The 17,475-nt window shown below is 72.3% G+C and carries 18 protein-coding genes and 1 tRNA gene; 15 read left to right on the top strand and 4 right to left on the bottom strand.

Going from position 1 to position 17,475, the window contains the following annotated elements; all coding sequences use genetic code 11:
• Positions 1–33 precede the first annotated feature (33 nt).
• From M1D46_RS13055 to hisS, 3 genes are read left to right on the top strand one after another with little or no spacing between them, the layout of a single operon-like run.
• On the top strand, positions 34–1,194 hold the full coding sequence (locus M1D46_RS13055) for a Na+/H+ antiporter NhaA (protein ID WP_456285746.1): 1,161 nt from the start codon (positions 34–36) through the stop codon (positions 1,192–1,194).
• 17 nt (positions 1,195–1,211) lie between these two features.
• On the top strand, positions 1,212–1,892 hold the full coding sequence (locus M1D46_RS13050; protein WP_455969587.1) for a MazG family protein: 681 nt from the start codon (positions 1,212–1,214) through the stop codon (positions 1,890–1,892).
• 25 nt (positions 1,893–1,917) lie between these two features.
• Positions 1,918–3,213: a histidine--tRNA ligase gene (gene hisS, locus M1D46_RS13045; protein ID WP_456285745.1), complete on the top strand. Its 1,296-nt coding sequence runs from the start codon at positions 1,918–1,920 to the stop codon at positions 3,211–3,213.
• Positions 3,214–3,216: 3 nt separating this feature from the next.
• Here the strand turns inward: hisS and M1D46_RS13040 are convergent, their stop codons facing one another.
• On the bottom strand, positions 3,217–4,476 hold the full coding sequence (locus M1D46_RS13040; RefSeq protein WP_455969589.1) for an APC family permease: 1,260 nt from the start codon (positions 4,474–4,476) through the stop codon (positions 3,217–3,219).
• A gap of 86 nt (positions 4,477–4,562) precedes the next feature.
• Between M1D46_RS13040 and M1D46_RS13035 the strand changes: the two genes are divergently transcribed.
• From M1D46_RS13035 to M1D46_RS12980, 12 genes are all read left to right on the top strand, one after another.
• Positions 4,563–4,913: a GntR family transcriptional regulator gene (locus M1D46_RS13035; RefSeq protein WP_271173795.1), complete on the top strand. Its 351-nt coding sequence runs from the start codon at positions 4,563–4,565 to the stop codon at positions 4,911–4,913.
• A gap of 27 nt (positions 4,914–4,940) precedes the next feature.
• Positions 4,941–5,987 (top strand): DUF1648 domain-containing protein, encoded by a 1,047-nt coding sequence (locus tag M1D46_RS13030; protein WP_456285744.1) that lies wholly within the window; start codon positions 4,941–4,943, stop codon positions 5,985–5,987.
• 99 nt (positions 5,988–6,086) lie between these two features.
• A complete protein-coding gene (locus M1D46_RS13025; RefSeq protein ID WP_456285743.1) occupies positions 6,087–7,094 on the top strand; it encodes an ABC transporter substrate-binding protein in 1,008 nt (335 codons plus the stop codon).
• 21 nt (positions 7,095–7,115) lie between these two features.
• Complete coding sequence (locus M1D46_RS13020; protein ID WP_324014404.1) at positions 7,116–8,081, top strand: ABC transporter permease; 966 nt, start codon at positions 7,116–7,118, stop codon at positions 8,079–8,081.
• Positions 8,082–8,086: 5 nt separating this feature from the next.
• A complete protein-coding gene (locus M1D46_RS13015) occupies positions 8,087–8,878 on the top strand; it encodes an ABC transporter ATP-binding protein (protein ID WP_455969600.1) in 792 nt (263 codons plus the stop codon).
• A 10-nt stretch (positions 8,879–8,888) separates the two neighbouring features.
• A complete protein-coding gene (locus tag M1D46_RS13010; RefSeq protein ID WP_456285742.1) occupies positions 8,889–9,557 on the top strand; it encodes an O-methyltransferase in 669 nt (222 codons plus the stop codon).
• Between the two features lie 87 nt (positions 9,558–9,644).
• Entirely contained in the window at positions 9,645–10,925 is a 1,281-nt protein-coding gene (gene eno, locus M1D46_RS13005; RefSeq protein WP_456285741.1) for a phosphopyruvate hydratase, read from the top strand.
• A gap of 33 nt (positions 10,926–10,958) precedes the next feature.
• Entirely contained in the window at positions 10,959–11,507 is a 549-nt protein-coding gene (locus M1D46_RS13000; protein WP_456285740.1) for an FtsB family cell division protein, read from the top strand.
• 9 nt (positions 11,508–11,516) lie between these two features.
• Entirely contained in the window at positions 11,517–12,035 is a 519-nt protein-coding gene (locus M1D46_RS12995; protein ID WP_455969592.1) for a DUF501 domain-containing protein, read from the top strand.
• Entirely contained in the window at positions 12,032–13,402 is a 1,371-nt protein-coding gene (locus M1D46_RS12990) for a S8 family serine peptidase (RefSeq protein WP_456285739.1), read from the top strand. The genes M1D46_RS12995 and M1D46_RS12990 overlap by 4 nt, the downstream gene beginning before the upstream one ends.
• Before the next feature lie 35 nt (positions 13,403–13,437).
• On the top strand, positions 13,438–14,829 hold the full coding sequence (locus tag M1D46_RS12985; protein WP_456285738.1) for an NAD(P)/FAD-dependent oxidoreductase: 1,392 nt from the start codon (positions 13,438–13,440) through the stop codon (positions 14,827–14,829).
• A 68-nt stretch (positions 14,830–14,897) separates the two neighbouring features.
• Positions 14,898–14,970, top strand: a tRNA-Leu gene (locus M1D46_RS12980).
• A 14-nt stretch (positions 14,971–14,984) separates the two neighbouring features.
• On the opposite strand, the gene M1D46_RS12975 is transcribed toward M1D46_RS12980, so the two are convergent.
• From M1D46_RS12975 to M1D46_RS12965, 3 genes are read right to left on the bottom strand one after another with little or no spacing between them, the layout of a single operon-like run.
• The gene (locus tag M1D46_RS12975) at positions 14,985–15,566 is read right to left on the bottom strand and encodes a dihydrofolate reductase family protein (protein WP_456285737.1); all 582 of its coding nucleotides are present in this window, start codon (positions 15,564–15,566) and stop codon (positions 14,985–14,987) included.
• Positions 15,567–15,603: 37 nt separating this feature from the next.
• Positions 15,604–16,284, bottom strand: a complete 681-nt coding sequence (locus tag M1D46_RS12970; RefSeq protein WP_456285736.1) for a DNA alkylation repair protein — start codon at positions 16,282–16,284, stop codon at positions 15,604–15,606.
• A 24-nt stretch (positions 16,285–16,308) separates the two neighbouring features.
• The gene (locus tag M1D46_RS12965; RefSeq protein WP_456285735.1) at positions 16,309–17,469 is read right to left on the bottom strand and encodes an aminotransferase class I/II-fold pyridoxal phosphate-dependent enzyme; all 1,161 of its coding nucleotides are present in this window, start codon (positions 17,467–17,469) and stop codon (positions 16,309–16,311) included.
• Between the last annotated feature and the right edge of the window lie 6 nt (positions 17,470–17,475).

Below are 17,475 nucleotides of genomic sequence, written 5' to 3'. Positions count from 1 at the left end.
CGCCCGGTCCCCGGTCGGTCCTGAAAGGATCCCATGCTCAAGCTCCTGCGCTCCGAGCGCTTCCCCGCCTTCCTCCTCCTCGGCGCCGCGATCGTCGGCCTCGTCGTCGCGAACAGCCCGGTCGGCCCCGCGGTGCTCGATTTCAGCCATCTCCATCTCGCGGTGCCGGGAACGCCGCTCGACCTCTCGATCTCGCACTGGGTCGCCGACCTGCTGCTCGCGGTGTTCTTCTTCGGGGTCGCGATCGAGCTGCAGTACGAGCTCACGAACGGCCAGCTGAACACCGTCGGCAAGGCGCTCAAGCCCGCCATCGCCGCGGCCGGCGGTGTGATCGTGCCGATCGTCATCTATCTCGTCATCGCCTGGGATCCGGCCACGCGCGACGGATGGCCCATCCCGACCGCGACCGACATCGCGTTCGCGCTCGGCGTCCTCGCGATGTTCGGCAAGGGCCTGCCGTCGAAGGTGCGCGTGTTCCTCCTCGCGCTCGCGATCATCGACGACATCGTCGGCATCGTCTTCATCGCGGTGCTCTTCGCGACCGACATCGACTTCGGAAGCCTCGCGATCGGCGCGGTGCTCATCGTCGCCTTCGGCGCCCTGAGCCGCTTCGTGTCCGACCGCAACAAGCTCATCGTCGTGCCGCTCATGGTGGTCATCGCGCTCGCCGCCTGGGCCTTCGTGTTCGAGGGCGGCATCCACGCGACCATCGCGGGCGTGCTGCTGGGTCTCGCCATCCGCCAGGGGGAGGGCCTGCAGGCGCGCCACGTCCTCGAGCCGTGGATCAACGGCCTCATCCTGCCGGTCTTCGCGTTCTTCTCGGCGCTCGTGGTCATCCCGCAGGTCTCCCCGAGCGAGCTCTCGCCGGCTCTGTGGGCCATCCTCATCGCGCTCCCGGTCGGCAAGATCATCGGCATCACGATCTTCGGCGGGGTCGCCATGGCCGTCCGCCCGAAGGGGACCGAGCCCGAGATCCGCCTGCCCGATCTCATCGCGGCGGGCACCCTCGGCGGCATCGGGTTCACGGTGTCGCTGCTGCTGTCGAACCTCGCGTTCGCCGACGACGCGACCCTGCGCGACGAGGCGATCCTCGGGGTTCTGGGCGGCTCCATGATCGCACTCGCCCTGTCGGGCGTGATCGTCTCGCTGCGCGCGCGGCACCATCGGCGTCTCGCCGCGGCGACGTCGGCGTGATGCGGCAGGATGTCCGGATGAGCGGATCGGGGAACGAGCTGGGACGTGCGGCCGACGTCATGCGCGACGTGCACGAGCGGTGCGTGTGGACGCAGGGCATGACGCACGAGGCGCTCGTTCCCTACCTCGTCGAGGAGTCGGCGGAGGTCGTCGACGCGGTCGAGAGCGGCGACCGCGCGGCCCTGCGCGAGGAGCTCGGCGACCTGCTGTGGCAGGTGCTCTTCCACGCCGAGATCGCCTCGCACCATCCCGACGAGCCGTTCGGGATCGACGACGTCGCGCGGGGGCTCGCCGACAAGATGATCCGCCGCCATCCGCACGTGTTCGCTGGCGAGACGGCGGAGACGCCCGAGCGCGTGCTCGAGCTGTGGAACGCCGCCAAGGCCGCCGAGAAGCGCGAGCGAACCTCGGTGCTCGACGGCGTCTCGCACGCGATGCCCGCGCTCGCGCTCGCCCAGAAGGTCCTCGCGAAGGCCGAGCTGGTCGGCGTGGGGCTCGAGCTCGCCGAGGAGGTCGCCGCGGCCGAGGCCATCGCGGAGGACGACCCCGACATGCTGCCGGCGACCGAGGAGGAGCTCGGCGCCACCCTCCTCGGGGTCGTGGCGATCGCCCGCGCCCGCGGCTGGGACGCCGAGCGCGCGCTGCGCACGGCCGTCCGCGCGCTCGAGACGGAGGTCCGAGACGCCGAGAGCGGCTGACCCGTCGTGGGAGAATGGGGGCGCTATGGCTTCCGTGAACCCGCCGCGCGGCATGCGCGACTTCCTCCCCGCTGACAAGGCCCGTCGCGAGCGCGTGCTCGCCGTCATCCGCGAGCGCTACCGCGCGCACGGGTTCGACGAGATCGAGACGCCCGTCATGGAGGAGTACGACCGGCTGCACGCCGGGGTGGGCGGCGACAACGAGAAGCTCGCGTTCAACATCCTGCGCCGCGGCCTCGACGCCGACGGCGTCCGCGCGGCGGCCGACGATCCGGCCCAGCTGAGCGACCTCGGGCTGCGCTACGACCTCACGGTTCCGCTCGCGCGCTTCTACGCGTCGCACCGGGGCGAGCTGCCGGCGGTCTTCCGCTCGGTGCAGATCGCGCCGGTGTGGCGTGCCGAGCGGCCCCAGAAGGGCCGATACCGCCAGTTCATGCAGTGCGACATCGACATCATGGGCGACGCCTCGGCGCGCGCGGAGGCCGAGCTCATCACCGCGACGCTCGACACGCTCGACGCGCTCGGGCTCGAGGGCGCGAGCGTGCGCATCAACGACCGCCGGGCACTGGACGCCATGCTCGACCTCTTCGGCTTCCCCGTCGAGGAGCGCCCGGGCGTCCTCATCACGATCGACAAGCTCGACAAGATCGGCGCCGACGGCGTCGTGGCCGAGCTGCGCGAGCGCGGGGCGTCCGACGAGGCGGCCGACGCGCTCGCGTCCTTCCTCGATCAGGTCGCGCAGCGTGCGCACGAGCCCTTCGGCGAGGCCCAGATCCGCGGGGCTCTGCCCGAGGGCGTCGACGACGCGATCATCGCGCACCTCGTCGGCATCGGGGAGGCCGTGGGCGCGGCCCGCGGCGCCGACGCCGTCGGCGCCGAGCTGCCCCTCGCGTTCGATCCGTTCCTCGTCCGCGGCATGGGGTACTACACGGGGACGATCTTCGAGATCGCCCACCCGTCGGTGTCGTACTCGCTCGGCGGAGGCGGTCGCTACGACGGCATGATCGGCCGCTTCCTCGGGCAGGACGTGCCGGCGGTCGGGTTCTCGATCGGCTTCGAGCGGATCGTCGACCTCGTCTCGCTCGCCGACGCGGCCGTCGCCGAGGCGGTCGTGCTCGTGCACGATCGCGACGTCCCGGTCGCCGAGCTGCTCGCCCTCAAGGCGGCGCTCGTCGCGGAGGGCTCGCGCGTGCGCCTCGAGCAGCGGACGAAGAACCTCAAGGGTCTGCTCGAGCGCGCCTCCGCCGACGGCTACACGGCCTTCGCGACGGTGTCGGCGGGAGCCGAGCGCGACGATCTCGAGCTCAAGCCCCTCTCCTGACGTCTACTCCGCCGACGCCCGGCGCTCGGCCACGAGGCGGATGAGACGGTACGCCGCACCCGCGAGCACGACGACGACGCCCGCGACGACGCTCTGCCAGGGGAGGGTGAACGCGAGGACGACGCAGCCCGCCGCCCCCACGGCCTGCAGCCAGCGGGGATAGCGGCGCACGGCGCTGCCCTGTCGCCAGGCCGCGAGATTCGCGACGAGGTAGTAGAGGAGCACGCCGAACGACGAGAAGCCGATCGCGCCGCGGAGGTCCGCGAACGCGACGATCGCGATCACGACGAGCGCGATCACGGCCTCGGCGCGGTGCGGCACGCGCGTGCGCGGGTGGATGGCGGAGAGGAAGCGGGGGAGGTCGTCCTCGCGGGCCATCGCCAGGGTCGTGCGCCCGATCCCGGCGATGAGCGCGAGGAGGGCGCCGAGCGCGGCGGCCGCCGCGCCCACGCGCACGACCGGCTGCGCCGCGTCCCACCCCGCGGCGGCGACCACGTCGGCGAGCGGCGCGGGGGAGGCGGCGAGTGCCTCGACGCCGAGCGCGTGCAGCGAGGCGAGGGCGATGACCGCGTATACAGCGATCGCGAGGCCCAGGGCGAGCGGGATGGCCCGGGGGATCGTGCGCGCGGGATCGCGCACCTCCTCGCCCATCGTGGCGATGCGCGCGTAGCCCGCGAAGGCGAAGAAGAGCAGGCCGGCCGCCTGAAGCACGCCGTACGCCCCGACCCCGGGCGGCGTCTGCGCGCCGCCGGGGGCCGCAGGGGCGGCCCATCCGGCCGCGACGACGACCGCGAGGCACACGAGCACGACCGCGACGATGATCTTCGTCGCGAGCGCCGTGCGGGTCACGCCGAGCAGGTTGATCCCGGCGAGAAGGGCGACGGCGAGCACGGCCACGGGCCGCTCCCAGCCGGCGGGAGCCGCGTACGCCGCGAACGTCAGCGCCATCGCCGCGCAGCTCGCGATCTTGCCGATGACGAAGCACCATCCGGCCAGGTAGCCCCACCACGCGCCGAGCTCGGCGCGGCCGTACGCGTACGTGCCTCCCGCCACGGGGTGGACGGCCGCGAGCTGCGCGGACGACGTCGCGTTGCAGAACGCCACGACCGCGGCGATCGCCAGCCCCGCGAGCAGCCACGGGCCCGCGGCGGCCGCGGCGGGGGCGAAGACCGCGAAGACCCCGGCCCCGATCATCGATCCGAGGCCGATCGCGACGGCGTCGCCGACGCCGAGTCGTCGTGCGAGCGCGGGAGGGGGCGTCATGCGCCGCAGTATATGAGGCGCGGGTGGCGGCGAGACGACGCGCACGGTGCGCGCGTCTGAAGTTATAGTCCTGCTAGAATAAATGCATGCTCATCCGCATCGACCCGACGCGCGAGGAGCCGGTCTTCACGCAGATCGCGGCGTCCATCCGCTCGGATGCCGCCGCCGGTCGCACGCGTCCTGGAGACCGGCTCCCGGCCGCGAAGGAGGTGGCGGCGTCGCTCGGGGTGAACCTGCACACCGTGCTCCACGCGTACCGCCAGCTGCGCGACGAGGGGCTCGTCTCGATGCGGCCCGGGCGCGGCGCCGTGGTGACCGAGGCGGCGGCTCCGCTCGCGGCGCTCGATGCCGACATCCGAGCGCTCGTGCGTCGGGCGACCGAGCACGGCGTATCCCGCGAGACGCTCGCGGCCGCCGTGCGCGCGGCCGAGCTCTGAACCGACCGAACCCTCGAGGAGGAGACGATGACCGCATCGCAGCACACCGGCGCGGAGGAGGCCCTCCGCCGTTTCCGCTGGGTGGGCCTCTGCGTCCCGCTCGCCGTGCACCTCGCGCTCGCTCTCGTGCAGCTCGCGCAGGTGCCCGCGCTGCCTGACCCGGCCGCGATCCACTGGGGAGCCGCTGGCGGCCCCGACGGGTTCGGGCCGGCGTGGACCCTCCCGCTGCTGACCGCGCTCGTCGGGGGAGGGACGACGCTCCTCGTCGCGGGGCTCGCGCTCGTCGGAGCGCGCGGGGGCGCGAGCGGACGCACTCGCCGACACGGGCAGCGCATGTCCCTGCGCATGCTCGCCGCCGTCATCTGGTGGGAGGTCGGACTGCTCGGCGTCGGGCTCTCTGCGAGCGTCTTCGCCCAGGTCGGTCTGGACGACGCGAGGGATGCGCCTCCGGTCGGATGGGGGATGGCCGCGGGCTTCGCGGTCGGGGTCGCGCTCGGCATCGCGGCCTGGCTCGTCACGATCGACCCTCCGCACGAGGAGGGCGAGAGGCCTCGTCCGGTCGCGCTCGCGGCGCACGAGCGCGCGGTCTGGGCGCGCACCGCCTCGATGGCGCCCGCCGGCATCGCGCTCCTCGCGGTCTCCGCCGCGGCCGTCATCGCGATCGCGCTCGTGACCGCTTCCCTCGATCTCGCACAGAGCGGCGCGCTCTCGGGCGGGACCTGGATCACGATCGCCGCGGCGGCGCTCGTGACGTTCCTCGTCGGCGTCGGGTGCGTCTTCCGCGTGCGGGTCGACGAGGCCGGGCTGACGGTGCGCGCGCCGATCGGCTGGCCCCGCGTGCGCATCTCCGCGTCCGACATCCGCGCGGTCGAGGTCGTCCTGGTGAACCCGATGGCCGAGTACGGCGGGTGGGGCTGGCGCTATGCGGTCGGCAGCGGCTGGGGCGTCGTGCTGCGCGCCGGCGAGGCGCTGCGGGTCACCCGGGCGAACGGCAAGGCGTTCACCGTCACCGTCGACGACGCCGACACGGCCGCGGCGCTGCTCGCCGGGTTCGCCGAGCGCGCGAGGGCGTGACGTCGCGCCCGCGCGCGCCCGTTACGATTCTGTGGACGGCGCGACGCCGCACCCGACCTCCGGCACGGCGCCGGACCCCTCACCCGAAGGACCCGATCCATGCGACTCTCCTCGTTCTCCCGCCGTGGCCTCGGCGCCGCAGGTCTCGCCGCAGGCGCGGCGCTCGTCCTCGCCGGCTGCTCGTCGGACGGCGGCGGATCGGAAGGCGGCGGGGAGGAAGCGCTGTCGATCGGCATCAGCCAGCTCGTGCAGCACCCCGCGCTCGACGCGGCGACCGAGGGCTTCAAGCAGGCCTTCGCCGACGCCGGATACGTCGAGGGCGAGACGGTCGAGTTCGACGAGCAGAACGCGCAGGGCGAGCAGGCGAACGCCGTCACCATCGCGCAGAACTTCGCCTCGAGCGACCTCGACCTCGTCCTCGCGGTCGCGACCCCCGCTGCGCAGGCCGCCGCTCAGGCCATCCTCGACACCCCGGTGCTCTTCACGGCGGTCACGGACGCCGTCTCGGCCGAGCTCGTCGACTCGAACGAGGAGCCGGGAGCCAACATCACCGGCACGAGCGACGCCGCGCCGATGGCCGAGCAGTTCGAGCTGCTCCGGCAGCTCGTGCCCGACGCCGCCACGGTCGGCATCGTCTACAGCTCGGGCGAGGTGAACTCGGAGGTCCAGGTCGCCGCGGCCGAGGAGGTCGCCGACGAGCTCGGCATCGAGATCGTCACGCAGACGGTGACCACCGCGAACGACATCGCGCAGGCCACGGAGGCGCTCGGCGACGTCGACGCGATCTACGTGCCCACCGACAACATGGTCGTCGCAGGACTCGCCTCGCTCGTCCAGGTCGCCGAGACCCAGAAGACGCCGGTCATCGCCGCCGAGGCGGGCACGGTCGAGAGCGGCGCGATCGCGACGATCGGCATCGACTACACCGAGCTCGGCCGCCAGACCGGCGAGATGGCGCTGCGCATCCTCGAGGAGGACGCCGACCCCGCGACCATGCCCGTGGAGACGGCCAGCGAGTTCACCTACGTCGTCAACCCGGGCGCGGCCGAGCGCATGGGCGTGGAGATCCCCGCGGAGATCCTCGACCAGGCCGAGACCGTCGAGTAGAAGCCGGCAGGGAGGACGCGCATGATCGGCGCGATCGAGCTCGGCCTCGTCTACGGGGTCATGGCGCTGGGCGTGTACCTCACGTTCCGCGTCCTGAACTTCCCCGACCTGACGGTCGACGGGAGCTTCACGACGGGCGCGGCGGTCGCCGCGGCGATGATCACGACGGGGCAGAACCCCGTCGTCGCGACCCTCACGGGCGCCGCGGCGGGCGTCGTCGCGGGAGCCGTGACCGGCGTCCTGCACACGAAGGGCCGCATCGACGGCCTGCTCGCCGGCATCCTCACCATGATCGCGCTGTGGTCGATCAACCTGCGGATCATGGGCACGGCCAAGGAGGACGCCACGGTCGCGGCCAACCTGCCGCTCCTGCGCGCCGACACGCTGTTCACCCCGCTGCGCGACGCCGACCTGCTCGGCACGTGGGGCGGCGTCGCGATCATCCTCGTCGGCGTCGTCGTGCTGAAGCTCGCGGTCGACTGGTTCCTCTCGACCAACCTCGGGCTGGCGATCCAGGCCACCGGCGACAACGGGCCGATGATCCGCAGCTTCGGCGTCTCGACCGATCGCACGACCATCCTCACGCTCGCGATCTCGAACGGCTTCGTCGCGCTCTGCGGCGCGCTCGTCGCGCAGTACCAGGGCTTCTCCGACATCAGCATGGGCATCGGCCTGATCCTCGTCGGGCTCGCGTCGGTCATCCTCGGACAGGCCGTGTTCGGCCAGCGCTTCATCTGGCTCGCGAGCCTCGCCGTCGTGCTGGGCGCCGTGCTCTACCGGCTCATCATCTTCTTCGCGATGCGGGCGGGCCTCGACCCCAACGACATGAAGCTCGTCACCGCTGTGCTCGTCGTTCTCGCGCTGCTGCTGCCGCGCTGGGGCTTCCTCAAGCGCATCCCCTCGCTCCGCGGCCGCGGCGGACGCGTCGCGCCGCGCGAACCCGAGCCCGCCGTCCCGGCGCCCGCGGGCGCCGAGAGAGGGAGGTGACCGCCATGCTCGTCATGGACGGCATCGTCAAGACGTTCTTCCCCGGCACGGTCAACGAGCGCCGCGCGCTCGCCGGGCTCAGCCTCACGCTCGACGAGGGCGACTTCGTCACGGTCATCGGGTCGAACGGCGCGGGCAAGTCCACGCTGCTCAACTCGATCTCGGGGCGGATCGCCGTCGACGGCGGCACGATCTCGATCGACGGACGCCGCGTCAACCGGCTCCGCGAGTTCCAGCGTGCGCGGTACGTCGGCCGGGTCTTCCAGGACCCCATGGCGGGCACGGCGCCGAACCTCACGATCGAGCAGAACCTCGCCCTCGCCGCGCGCCGCGGCAGGCCGCGCGGCCTTGGCCGCGGGCTCACCCGGAAGCAGCGCGAGCGCTTCCGCGAGGAGCTGCGCGTGCTGGAGCTCGGCCTCGAGGACCGGCTCCACGCGAAGGTCGGGCTCCTCTCGGGAGGCCAGCGCCAGGCCCTCTCGCTGCTCATGGCCGGCTTCACGCAGCCGCGCATCCTGCTCCTCGACGAGCACACGGCGGCGCTCGACCCGCAGCGCGCGGACCTCGTGACGCGGCTCACGCAGCGGATCGTCGAGCAGGGCGGCCTCACGACGCTCATGGTCACGCACAACATGGAGCAGGCGCTCGCCCTCGGCAACCGGCTCATCATGATGCACGAGGGGCGCATCGTCTTCGAGGCGACCGAGGAGCGCAAGCGCAGGCTGACGGTTCCCGATCTCCTGGCCGAGTTCCAGAAGATCAAGGGCGCGACCCTCGACGACCGGGCCCTCCTGGGCTGAGAATCGGGGCATGACCGCTTCGCATCCCGACGCCTGGGCCGCCGTCGACCGCTACCTCGCCGAGACCCTCGTCGGGAGCGACCCCGCGCTCGAGGCCACGCTCGCGTCGCAGGATCGCGCGCATCTTCGGCCCATCGAGGTCGCGCCCGTCGCGGGCAAGCTGCTCCATCTGCTCGTGCGGATCTCCCGTGCGCGCCGGGTGCTCGAGATCGGCACGCTCGCCGGCTACTCCGCGATCTGGATGGCCAGGGCGCTGCCCGCGGACGGGCGGCTGATCTCGATCGAGGCCGAGCCGGCGAACGCCGCGCTCGCGCGGGAGAACGTCGACGCCGCCGGGGTGGGGGAGCGCGTGGACATCCGCATCGGCCGCGCCGCCGACGTGCTGCCCGGTCTCGCGAGCGAGGCGCCGTTCGACCTCGTCTTCATCGACGCCGACAAGGAGTCGAACACCGTCTACCTCGACTGGGCGGCGCGGCTCTCGCAGCCCGGCGCGGTCATCGTGGTCGACAACATCGGGCGCAGCGGCGAGGTGGCGAACGCCGACACGGACGACCCTCAGATCCAGGGCGTGCGCGCCGGCCTGGCCATGCTGGGCGAGGACCCCCGCTTCGATGCGACCGGCCTGCAGACGGTCGGCGTGAAGGGCTGGGACGGCCTCGCGATCGCCGTGCGCGTCTGACCGGTCAGGACCGACCGCGCGTCGGCAATAGACTGGCCAGCGGATCGACGTCGCTCCCCGCATCACCCACCGACAAGGAGTACTTCCGTGGCACTGATTGAGGCTGTAGGCGCTCGCGAGATTCTCGACTCGCGAGGCAACCCGACCGTCGAGGTGGAGGTGCTGCTGGACGATGGCATCGTGCAGCGCGCGGCTGTCCCCTCCGGCGCGTCGACCGGCGCCTTCGAGGCATACGAGCTGCGTGACGGCGACAAGGGCCGCTACGCCGGAAAGGGCGTCCAGAAGGCCGTCGACGCCGTCATCGACGAGCTCGGCCCGGCCATCGAGGGCCTCGACGCCAGCGAGCAGCGCGTCATCGACCAGGCGCTCATCGAGGTCGACGGAACCGAGAACAAGAAGCGCGTGGGCGCGAACGCCATCCTCGGAGTGAGCCTCGCGGTCGCCAAGGCCGCCGCCGACAGCGCCGACCTGCCGCTGTTCCGCTACGTGGGCGGCCCCAACGCCCACGTGCTGCCCGTCCCCGCGCTCAACGTGATCAACGGCGGCGCGCACGCCGACACGGGCGTCGACATGCAGGAGTTCTTCCTCGTGCCGCTCGGCGCGGAGACCTTCAGCGAGTCGCTGCGCTGGGGCACGGAGACCTACCACGTGCTCAAGAGCGAGCTCAAGGCCGGCGGCTACGCCACGGGCCTCGGTGACGAGGGCGGCTTCGCCCCCGACCTCCCGAGCAACCGCGGCGCGCTCGACTTCCTCATGGCCGCGATCGAGAAGGCCGGCTTCACGCCGGGCAAGGACATCGCCGTCGGCCTCGACGTCGCGTCGACCGAGTTCTTCAAGGACGGCGTCTACCACTTCGAGGGCAAGCAGCTCACGGCCGAGGAGCTCACGTCGTACTACGAGGACCTCCTCGCGAACTTCCCGCTCGTCACGATCGAGGACGCCCTCGCCGAGGACGACTGGGAGGGCTGGAAGGCCCTCACCGACCGCATCGGCGGCAAGGTCCAGCTCGTCGGCGACGACCTCTTCGTGACCAACCCGCAGCGTCTCTCGGACGGCATCGCGAAGGGCGTCGCGAACTCGCTGCTCGTCAAGGTCAACCAGATCGGCACGCTCACCGAGACGCTCGACGCGGTCGCGCTCGCGCAGAGCAACGGCTACACCGCGATGATGTCGCACCGCTCGGGCGAGACCGAGGACACGACGATCGCCGACCTCTCGGTCGCCGTCAACTGCGGTCAGATCAAGTCCGGCGCGCCCGCTCGCAGCGACCGTGTCGCGAAGTACAATCAGCTTCTGCGCATCGAGGAGGAGCTGGGTGCCGGAGCGAAGTTCGCCGGCCGCAGCGCCTTCCCGCGCTTCACGGCGTAAGCAGGGCGAGAGCCCCGCTCGGAAGGGGGAGTCATGGCGAGAAGACCATCGGCTCCCCCTTCCGCCGTTCGCGGACGGGGCCGTGCGGACGGCCGTCCTGTCGACGTGCGCGGCTGGCTCGGCGGCATCCGCCTCTCCGGGTTCACGGTCATCATGCTCGGCCTCGTCGTGCTCGCGGCGTTCGTGCTCGTGCCGACCGCGAGCACGTACCTCGAGCAGCGCCAGCGGATCGCGTTCCTGCAGGAGGCCGTCCAGGTCAGCCAGGACGAGGTCGACGCGCTCGAGCGCGAGCGCTCCCGCTGGCAGGACCCGGCCTACATCACGACCCAGGCGCGGGAGCGCCTGTTCTACGGCTTCCCGGGGGAGGTCGTGTACATCGTGGAGAACGACCTCGAGGAGGCCGATCAGCCGCGCGAGCCCGACCCCGTGAGCGCCGAGGTCGAGGAGGCCGAGCACGACTGGATGGGCCAGATGCTCCGGTCGGTCGTGGCCGCGGGGCTCACCGAGAACGCCGTCTCCGAGAAGGACGCCGCGCTCGACGGCGGGGGCGTCTTCCAGCCCGACTCCAGCACCGACCAGTAGCCTGACGGGGTGACGACTCCTCCCTTCGAGCCCGTGCGCCCCGTCGATCTCGAGGTGGTCTCGGCGCAGCTGCAGCGCGAGGCCCGCGGCGTCGTCGGCATCGCCGCGCGCTGCGTGTGCGGCAACCCCACCGTCGTCGCGACGGCGCCGCGCCTTCCCGACGGAAGCCCGTTCCCGACGTTCTACTACCTCACGCACCCCGCGGCGACCGCCGAGATGTCGCGCCTCGAGGCCAACCAGCTGATGCCCGAGCTCGCCGCGCTGCTCGAGGCGGACGAGGACGTGCGCGCTGGCTACCTCCGCGCGCACGAGGCGTACCTCGCCGACCGCGCGCAGTTCGGCGACGTGCCCGAGATCGCCGGCATCTCCGCGGGCGGCATGCCGACCCGGGTGAAGTGCCTGCACGCGCTCGCCGGGCACGCCCTGGCCGCCGGTCCGGGAGCGAACCCGATCGGCGATCTCGCCCTCGAGCGATCGGCCTGGTCGCCCGAGCGGTGCGCCTGCGAGGATCCCGGCGCGGCTGCATGACCCGACGCGTCGCCTCCCTCGTCATCGCCCTCCTGGCGCTCGCGGGCGCGGCCGCTCCCGCGTCGGCGTCGGCGCTCGCACAGACGGCGCCCGCGGCGCCGGTCGCCGCGCCCGCGACCGCGGATGACGAGGACGAGGGCGACGACGAGACCCCGTCTCCGACCCCGACGCCCACTGAGACTCCCGAGCCCGACGATCCGATCCGCTCGGCCGAGTACTGGCTCGAGGAGTACGGCATCGACGAGGCGTGGGAGACGACACGCGGGGCCGGCGCGACGATCGCGGTGATCGACACGGGCATCGCGAAGGGTCCGGCCGAGTTCGAGGGCGCCGTCGCCGACGGCACGGATGTGTCGGGCGTCGGGTCCGAGGACGGCCGGACGCCCGTCGGCGTGCAGGACCAGAACCACGGCTCGTACGTCGCCTCCCTCGCCGCGGGGCGCGGCACCGGGGAGGACACCGGGATGATCGGCGTCGCGCCGGAGGCGGACCTGCTGTCGATCTCGATCGGCTTCGGCTCCTCGGCGGCGGTCCCGTTCGACGAGCAGGTCGCGAAGGCGATGGTGTGGGCCGTCGACCACGGTGCCGATGTCATCAACCTCTCGTTCACGACGAACACGCTCGACTGGGACGAGAGCTGGGACGACGCGTTCCTGTACGCCTTCGAGCACGACGTCGTCGTCGTCGTGGCAGCGGGGAACCGGGCGAGCGGCACGACCGTCGTCGGCGCGCCCGCGACCATCCCGGGCGTGCTCGCGGTCGCCGGGGTCGACACCCGCGGCGTGGCCTCGGTCGGCGCGTCGACGCAGGGCATCACGATCGGCGTCGCAGCGCCCAGCGAGCAGCTCCTCGGCGTCTCGGCGACGGGCGACGTCGTGACGTGGAACGGCACGAGCGGCGCGGCGCCCATCGTCGCCGGGATCGCCGCGCTCGTGCGGTCGGCGCACCCCGACCTCGACGCGGCGAACGTCATCAACCGGATCATCTCGACCGCGAACCGCCCTCCCCAGGTCGAGGACGTGCCCGACCCGCAGTACGGATACGGTCTCGTGGACGCCGAGGCGGCCGTGAGCGCTCCCGTCTCGCGGGTGGCCGAGAACCCGCTCGGGAGCCTCCCGGACTGGATCGCGCTCCATCGTCGCGCGGACTCGGGCCCCGAGCCCACGCCGACCGCGGGAGCGGTCGAGATCCCGCCCGTCCCACCCGCCGATGCGCCCGGTGAGGCGAGCTCTCCGTTCGCCCCCTCGGCCGACAGCATGCGCGAGGTGACGCTGCCGCTCTTCGCGCTGAGCGCCGCTGGTATTCTTGTCGTGCTCGGCGTCGTGTCTGCGGTCAGGCGCGTTCGTTCGACGCGCGCGCAGCGATAGCCAGCCGAACATCAACTCAAGGAGTGACGTTTCACGTGCCCAAGATTCTCATCGTCGGTGGTGGATACGCGGGGTTCTACACCGCGTGGAAGCTCGAGAAGCACCTGCGACGCGGAGAGGCCGAGGTCGTCCTCGTCGACCCGCTTCCGTACATGACGTACCTGCCCTTCCTGCCCGAGGTCGCGGCCGGGTCGATCGAGCCGCGCCACGCGGTGGTCTCGCACCGCCGTCACCTCAAGCGCACGAAGCTCATCACGGCGAAGGTCACGAAGATCGACCACGCCCGCAAGACGGCGACGATCACGCCCGAGGGCGGCGAGCCGTGGGAGTACACCTACGACCAGATCGTCGTGACCGCGGGGTCGGTCTCGCGCACGTTCCCGATCCCGGGCATCGCCGACAACGCGATCGGCATGAAGTCGATCGAGGAGGCCGTCGCGGTGCGCGACACCCTCATCGGCAACTTCGAGAAGGCCGCCGCCCTCCCGAAGGACAACCCCCTCCGCCAGCGCCTCCTCACGACGGTCGTCGTGGGCGGCGGCTTCGCGGGCATCGAGACGTTCGCCGAGCTCCGCTCGCTCGCGAACGCGCTGCTCGAGAAGTTCCCGGAGATCTCGTTCGAGGAGACGCAGTTCCACCTCATCGAGGCGATGGGCCGCATCATGCCCGAGGTCTCGCTCGAGACGAGCGAGTGGGTCCTCAAGGACCTCGCCAAGCGCGGCGCGCACGTGCACCTCGACACGCAGGTCACCTCGGCCGTGGACGGCGTCGTCGAGACGTCGACGGGTGAGAAGTACCCGACCGACCTCATCATCTGGACCGCGGGCGTCATGGCGAACCCCATCGTCGTGAACGGCGGCGACCTGCCCAAGGAGGCCCGCGGCCGCATCAGCGCCCAGGCCGACCTGCGCGTCGTCGACGCCGACGGCAACGTCGTCGAGGGCGCGTGGACCGCGGGCGACGTCGCGGCCGTGCCCGACCTCACGGGCGGCGGCGTGGGCGGCATGTGCGTCCCGAACGCCCAGCACGCCGTGCGTCAGGCGAAGCGCCTCGCGAAGAACCTCGTGGCGGTCATCCGCGGCGAGCAGCCGGTCGACTACGTGCACAAGAACCTCGGCGCGGTCGCGGGCCTCGGGCTCTACAACGGAGCCTTCCAGTCGGGCAAGATCGCCCTCAAGGGCTTCGTCGCCTGGGTCGCGCACCGCGGCTACCACGGCCTCGCGATGCCGTCGTGGGAGCGCAAGTGGCGCGTCATCTGGGGCTGGGTGCACAACTTCTTCCTCGGTCGCGACACCGTCCAGCTCGGCACGACGCAGGCGCCCCGGGTCTTCTTCGAGACCTACGCCTCGCGGCCGAAGCCGAAGGTCGAGGAGCAGCCGGCTCCCGCCAAGCAGACCAAGGTCGAGGAGCCTGCGGCCGCTCGTTGAGCAGCTCCGCGCGAAGGCCGTCACCGCTGGTCGGTGGCGGCCTTCGCCATGCCGTAGCGTCGTTTCCACCCCCCGTAGCCCAACGGCAGAGGCAGGCGACTTAAACTCGCTTCAGTCTGGGTTCGAATCCCAGCGGGGGGACCGAGCGGGCCGGCTCAGGAGGCCGGCGTGTAGGTGATCGCCACGAGCTGCGAGCCCGGCAGCACACGGGCGCCGCGCAGGAGCAGAGGCGCGGGCGCGCCCCGGTACAGCGGCGAGCCGCCGCCGACCAGGGCCGGGCCGACGAGCAGGATGAGCTCGTCGACGAGCCCGTGCGCGAGGAGCGGATTCCACGTGGTCGAGCTGCCGAACATGATGATGTCCCGCCCCTCCGCCTGCTTCAGCCGAGCGATCTCCGCGGTCGCCTCGGCGCGCGGGACGACGCGTGTCGTCGCCGCCCACGGATCCTCCGGCCTCACCGCGAACGAGTCGCTGACGATGATCGCCTCGAGCGCGAGCACGCGCGCGGCGATCTCCCGGTCCCGCGCGCCGGAGTCGTCGCTCTCGGCGACGGCCGCCCAGGTGTCCCAGTTGAGGCGGAACCAGCGGCTGCCGTACACGATCGTGTCGGCGCTCCGCAGAAGGTCGAGATTGTGGTCGTTGAAGGCGTCCTCGACCGGCATCACCGCGAGGTCGTGTTCCGGCCCTTCGAAGAAGCCGTCTGCCGAGACGAGCACCGAGACGATGAGCCTGCGCATGACGCGAGCCGAGGGATGACCGGGCCTGCGCACCAGATCAGCCCTCGCGGCGGCGCACGATCTCGGCGATCCAGATCGGGGCGTACGGCGACGTGCAGTTCGGCGGCGTCGGGTAGTCCTTGAGCACCTCGAGTCGCTCGCCGATCGCGATCGCCCGCTCACGCAGGTGCGGGTGGTGGATGCCGATGGTCGCGAGCGTCTGGTTCATCGCCCACTGGAGGCGGTCCGGGGCATCCTTCATGTCGGCTTCGATCCGGTCGAGGAGATCCTCGAGGTCGAGGCCCTCGGGCTTCTTCGCGACGCGGTCGGTCGTGAGGTCCCAGCCCGCGGCCGCGACCGTCGGATCCGCGTCATCGAACCAGCGCGTGCGAAGCGCCTCGGCGTGCGGCCCCTTCTTCACGACGTAGTTCACGAGCCAGTCCTGCACCTTCGGCGCGCGGGCCTCGCGCAGCATGGCGTCGAGCTCCTCCGCGGAGAGCTCGCGGGGCCGCGCGACGAGCACGGCGACGAGGCGCGCCGCCGTGTGGTCCGTGCGCCACAGCGCACGGCCGAGTCCGGTGTCGGCGCCGAGGCGCTTCGCGACCGCCCGCAGCTTCGTGAGGTTGACGCCGTGGTCGTCGCCGTGCCTCTCGTTGACCGCGCGCATCCGCGGATCCTCCAGTGCGGCGAGCTCGTGGAGCACATCGGACACGGTCGAGTCGGCGATCCCCTGGACCATGAGCTCAGCGTACGCGCCTGCGGCTCATGCGAGCAGGGCGCGCAGGCGAGCGAGCCCCTCGCGGAGCTCCGCGCGCGATGCCGTGTACGACAGTCGCACGTGCGTCTGCGCGGTCGCTGCGCCGAAGTCGCGGCCCGGCGTGAGCGAGACGTGCACCTCCTCGAGGGCGCGGCGGCAGAACTCCCAGGCGTCCATGCCCGTCGAGGACACGTCGGCGTAGACGTAGAACGCGCCGTCCGGGGGCACAGGCACCGACAGGCCCAGCTCCGCGAGCCCGGCGAGCGCGATCTCCCGCCGCGCGCGCAGCTCGGCCCTGCGGTCCTCGCAGACGGCGAGCGTCTCCGGCGTGAAGCACGCGAGCGCCGCGACCTGGGCGGGCGTGGACGCGCACAGGAAGTAGTTCATCGCGAGCCGCTCGACGGGCGCGACGAGCTCCTCGGGGAGCACGCACCATCCGAGGCGCCATCCGGTCATCCCGAAGTACTTCGAGAAGCTCGACACGACGATCGCGTCCGGATCATGAGCGAGCACCGTCCGCGGCCGGAGCCCGTCCTCGCCCTCATCGGCGAGGTCGAGGTAGATCTCGTCGACGAGGCGCCAGGCCCCGCGATCCCGGGCGAAGGCGCAGATCGCCGCGAGCTCGTCGGGGCGGATGGTCGTGCCGGTCGGGTTCGCGGGCGTCGCGATCATGACGGCGCGCGTGCGCGGGGTCCAGGCGTCCGCGACCGCGGCCGCATCGAGCTGATAGCGCGCGGCCGCGGGAGCGGGGAGGGTCACCGCACGGGCGCCGAACGTCTCGATGAGCTGCCGGTTGCACGGGTACGAGGGGTCCGCGAGGAGCACCTCGTCGCCCTCGTCCGCGATCGCGGCCAGCGTGACGAGCAGCGCCGCAGACGCGCCCGACGTGACCGCGACGCGGGCGGGGTCGACGACGACGCCGTGCCGGTCGCGGTAGAAGCCCGCGATCGCCGCGCGCAGCGCCGGCAGCCCGAGCGCCGGCGTGTAGGGGAGCGGGCGGCCGTCCATCGCCGCCCGCATCGCCTCGCGCACGGTCGGCGGTGCGCCGAAGTCGGGCTCGCCGAGCCCGAGGCGGATGACACGGTGGCCCTCCGCCTCGAGCTCGGCGGCGCGCGCGCCGAACGCCATCGCGTGGAAGGGCTCCACGCGCTCGGCGCGGCGGGACATCCTCAT

This window comes from Microbacterium sp. JZ70 (assembly GCF_053903225.1).
This window is presented reverse-complemented; position numbering and strand designations above follow the sequence as displayed.

What these genes read in the sequence shown, in the direction of transcription:
- M1D46_RS13020 (WP_324014404.1), top strand. Translation starts at nt 7,116, where the DNA reads ATGATCGGCGCGATCGAGCTCGGCCTCGTCTACGGGGTCATGGCGCTG.
- M1D46_RS12965 (WP_456285735.1), bottom strand. Translation starts at nt 17,469, where the DNA reads ATGTCCCGCCGCGCCGAGCGCGTGGAGCCCTTCCACGCGATGGCGTTC.
- M1D46_RS13025 (WP_456285743.1), top strand. Translation starts at nt 6,087, where the DNA reads ATGCGACTCTCCTCGTTCTCCCGCCGTGGCCTCGGCGCCGCAGGTCTC.
- M1D46_RS12975 (WP_456285737.1), bottom strand. Translation starts at nt 15,566, where the DNA reads ATGCGCAGGCTCATCGTCTCGGTGCTCGTCTCGGCAGACGGCTTCTTC.
- M1D46_RS13055 (WP_456285746.1), top strand. Translation starts at nt 34, where the DNA reads ATGCTCAAGCTCCTGCGCTCCGAGCGCTTCCCCGCCTTCCTCCTCCTC.
- M1D46_RS12970 (WP_456285736.1), bottom strand. Translation starts at nt 16,284, where the DNA reads ATGGTCCAGGGGATCGCCGACTCGACCGTGTCCGATGTGCTCCACGAG.
- M1D46_RS13050 (WP_455969587.1), top strand. Translation starts at nt 1,212, where the DNA reads ATGAGCGGATCGGGGAACGAGCTGGGACGTGCGGCCGACGTCATGCGC.
- M1D46_RS13000 (WP_456285740.1), top strand. Translation starts at nt 10,959, where the DNA reads ATGGCGAGAAGACCATCGGCTCCCCCTTCCGCCGTTCGCGGACGGGGC.
- M1D46_RS13010 (WP_456285742.1), top strand. Translation starts at nt 8,889, where the DNA reads ATGACCGCTTCGCATCCCGACGCCTGGGCCGCCGTCGACCGCTACCTC.
- M1D46_RS12990 (WP_456285739.1), top strand. Translation starts at nt 12,032, where the DNA reads ATGACCCGACGCGTCGCCTCCCTCGTCATCGCCCTCCTGGCGCTCGCG.
- M1D46_RS13035 (WP_271173795.1), top strand. Translation starts at nt 4,563, where the DNA reads ATGCTCATCCGCATCGACCCGACGCGCGAGGAGCCGGTCTTCACGCAG.
- M1D46_RS13030 (WP_456285744.1), top strand. Translation starts at nt 4,941, where the DNA reads ATGACCGCATCGCAGCACACCGGCGCGGAGGAGGCCCTCCGCCGTTTC.
- M1D46_RS13040 (WP_455969589.1), bottom strand. Translation starts at nt 4,476, where the DNA reads ATGACGCCCCCTCCCGCGCTCGCACGACGACTCGGCGTCGGCGACGCC.
- M1D46_RS13015 (WP_455969600.1), top strand. Translation starts at nt 8,087, where the DNA reads ATGCTCGTCATGGACGGCATCGTCAAGACGTTCTTCCCCGGCACGGTC.
- hisS (WP_456285745.1), top strand. Translation starts at nt 1,918, where the DNA reads ATGGCTTCCGTGAACCCGCCGCGCGGCATGCGCGACTTCCTCCCCGCT.